At 55.6% G+C, this 3,692-nt stretch carries 2 rRNA genes; both read right to left on the bottom strand.

What is annotated here, in order from left to right:
- Nucleotides 1-1,571: ribosomal RNA gene (locus ABIB49_RS19115) — 23S ribosomal RNA — on the bottom strand; the annotation flags it as partial.
- A gap of 513 nt (nucleotides 1,572-2,084) precedes the next feature.
- Nucleotides 2,085-3,608 (bottom strand): 16S ribosomal RNA (locus tag ABIB49_RS19120).
- Nucleotides 3,609-3,692: the final 84 nt, after the last annotated feature.

A 3,692-nucleotide genomic window follows, 5' to 3' on the forward strand; every position in this document is an offset into this window, starting at 1 on the left:
GGGCAGTTAGTATCCCCTGTTCAACATGGACGGTTTTTCGCCGGTACGGGAATATCAACCCGTTGTCCATCGACTACGCCTGTCGGCCTCGCCTTAGGTCCCGACTTACCCAGGGCAGATTAGCTTGACCCTGGAACCCTTGATCATTCGGCGGACGGGTTTCTCACCCGTCTTTCGCTACTCATGCCTGCATTCTCACTCGTGTAGGCTCCACCGCTGGTTTACACCGCGACTTCACTGCCCACACGACGCTCCCCTACCACTCCAGACGCCTGAACCAACCCACAAGGGGCGGCTTAGCTAATATCTGAAATCCACAACTTCGGCGGTGTACTTGAGCCCCGCTACATTGTCGGCGCGGAATCACTTGACCAGTGAGCTATTACGCACTCTTTTAAGGATGGCTGCTTCTAAGCCAACCTCCTGGTTGTCTTCGCAACTCCACATCCTTTCCCACTTAGCACACGCTTAGGGGCCTTAGTTGGTGGTCTGGGCTGTTTCCCTCTCGACTATGAAGCTTATCCCCCACAGTCTCACTGCTGCGCTCTCACTTACCGGCATTCGGAGTTTGGCTGACGTCAGTAACCTTGTAGGGCCCATTAGCCATCCAGTAGCTCTACCTCCGGTAAGAAACACGCAACGCTGCACCTAAATGCATTTCGGGGAGAACCAGCTATCACGAAGTTTGATTGGCCTTTCACCCCTACCCACAGCTCATCCCCTCCATTTTCAACTGAAGTGGGTTCGGTCCTCCACGACGTCTTACCGTCGCTTCAACCTGGCCATGGGTAGATCACTTCGCTTCGGGTCTAGATCACGCCACTGCAACGCCCTATTCAGACTCGCTTTCGCTACGGCTTCCCCACACGGGTTAACCTCGCGACGTAACACTAACTCGCAGGCTCATTCTTCAAAAGGCACGCCGTCACCAGAATCAGACTGGCTCCGACGGATTGTAAGCACACGGTTTCAGGTACTGTTTCACTCCCCTCCCGGGGTACTTTTCACCTTTCCCTCACGGTACTGGTCCGCTATCGGTCATTAGGGAGTATTTAGGCTTATCAGGTGGTCCTGACAGATTCACACGGGATTTCTCGGGCCCCGTGCTACTTGGGATACTCCCCGGGCGGTGCACAACATTTCGGTTACGGGGCTCACACCCTCTCTGGCCGGCCTTTCAAGACCGTTCACCTATGCCTGCACTACACACCCCACTGTCCCGGCAGAGACAGAATGGGAAGTCCCACAACCCCGACCATGCAACGCCCGCCGGCTATCACACATGGAACGGTTTAGCCTGATCCGCGTTCGCTCGCCACTACTGACGGAATCACTATTGTTTTCTCTTCCTGCGGGTACTGAGATGTTTCACTTCCCCGCGTTCCCTCCACGCACCCTATGTGTTCAGATGCGGGTCACCAGGTAACTCGCGCCCCTGGCGGGGTTTCCCCATTCGGACACCCTGGGATCACAGTCCGGTTATCGACTCCCCCAGGCTTATCGCAGATTCCTACGTCCTTCTTCGGCTCCTAATGCCAAGGCATCCACCGTGTGCTCTTAAAAACTTGACCACAAAAGATCAAAAACGCTAATTTTCGAGAGAACCACGAAAACCAACCCACACACCCAAAGGCGCCCAGGTCAGATCCAGGTTCATATTCTTGGAAATTGCTTCTTATAAAAGATGCTCGCGTCCACTATGTAGTTCTCAAACAACAACCCCGTACCACACACCCCACACGCAACCCCCACAAAGGGACCAAACCGTGCGATCGATGCAGCCAGGAACAACCAGAAACACCAGCACCGGACACCACAGCGAAAACCGCGGAACCCGGCCCCTGTTGCCTCAGGACCCAACAGTGTGCCAAACACTAAACCACCAGCACCCCCCGCACACCGTTCCAGGAACCACACAAGTGCAGAACCGTACTAAGTGCCGCAGGAAAAACCAGCGGCCGCTACTTGTTGATATTCCACCCGTGAGCACCCGCCGCAGAACTAGCGTCTGCGCAACGGGCGTACTCCTGACAACCCCTCCACACTCACATACATGAGGCAAGGTGACTGTAGGTGCTCCTTAGAAAGGAGGTGATCCAGCCGCACCTTCCGGTACGGCTACCTTGTTACGACTTAGTCCCAATCGCCAGTCCCACCTTCGACAGCTCCCTCCCACAAGGGGTTAGGCCACCGGCTTCGGGTGTTACCAACTTTCGTGACTTGACGGGCGGTGTGTACAAGGCCCGGGAACGTATTCACCGCAGCGTTGCTGATCTGCGATTACTAGCGACTCCGACTTCATGGGGTCGAGTTGCAGACCCCAATCCGAACTGAGACCGGCTTTTTGGGATTAGCTCCACCTCACAGTATCGCAACCCTTTGTACCGGCCATTGTAGCATGCGTGAAGCCCAAGACATAAGGGGCATGATGATTTGACGTCGTCCCCACCTTCCTCCGAGTTGACCCCGGCAGTCTCCTATGAGTCCCCGCCATCACGCGCTGGCAACATAGAACGAGGGTTGCGCTCGTTGCGGGACTTAACCCAACATCTCACGACACGAGCTGACGACAACCATGCACCACCTGTAAACCGACCGCAAGCGGGGCACCTGTTTCCAGGTATTACCGGTTCATGTCAAGCCTTGGTAAGGTTCTTCGCGTTGCATCGAATTAATCCGCATGCTCCGCCGCTTGTGCGGGCCCCCGTCAATTCCTTTGAGTTTTAGCCTTGCGGCCGTACTCCCCAGGCGGGGCACTTAATGCGTTAGCTACGGCGCGGAAAACGTGGAATGTCCCCCACACCTAGTGCCCAACGTTTACGGCATGGACTACCAGGGTATCTAATCCTGTTCGCTCCCCATGCTTTCGCTCCTCAGCGTCAGTTAATGCCCAGAGACCTGCCTTCGCCATCGGTGTTCCTCCTGATATCTGCGCATTTCACCGCTACACCAGGAATTCCAGTCTCCCCTACATCACTCTAGTCTGCCCGTACCCACCGCAGATCCGGAGTTGAGCCCCGGACTTTCACGGCAGACGCGACAAACCGCCTACGAGCTCTTTACGCCCAATAATTCCGGATAACGCTTGCGCCCTACGTATTACCGCGGCTGCTGGCACGTAGTTAGCCGGCGCTTCTTCTGCAGGTACCGTCACTTTCGCTTCTTCCCTACTGAAAGAGGTTTACAACCCGAAGGCCGTCATCCCTCACGCGGCGTCGCTGCATCAGGCTTTCGCCCATTGTGCAATATTCCCCACTGCTGCCTCCCGTAGGAGTCTGGGCCGTGTCTCAGTCCCAGTGTGGCCGGTCACCCTCTCAGGCCGGCTACCCGTCGTCGCCTTGGTGAGCCATTACCTCACCAACAAGCTGATAGGCCGCGAGTCCATCCAAAACCACAATAAAGCTTTCCACCCCCCACCATGCGATGAGGAGTCATATCCGGTATTAGACCCAGTTTCCCAGGCTTATCCCAGAGTTAAGGGCAGGTTACTCACGTGTTACTCACCCGTTCGCCACTAATCCCCCAGCAAGCTGGGATCATCGTTCGACTTGCATGTGTTAAGCACGCCGCCAGCGTTCATCCTGAGCCAGGATCAAACTCTCCGTTGAAGTAAAACAGACACAACCAACACCCCCGGGAAAACGGGACGCATCAGCTGCACAAAATTTGAAACCAGCTGTAAAAACCAGACC

Source organism: Arthrobacter sp. UYCu512, assembly GCF_040547075.1.
GTDB lineage: Bacteria > Actinomycetota > Actinomycetes > Actinomycetales > Micrococcaceae > Arthrobacter.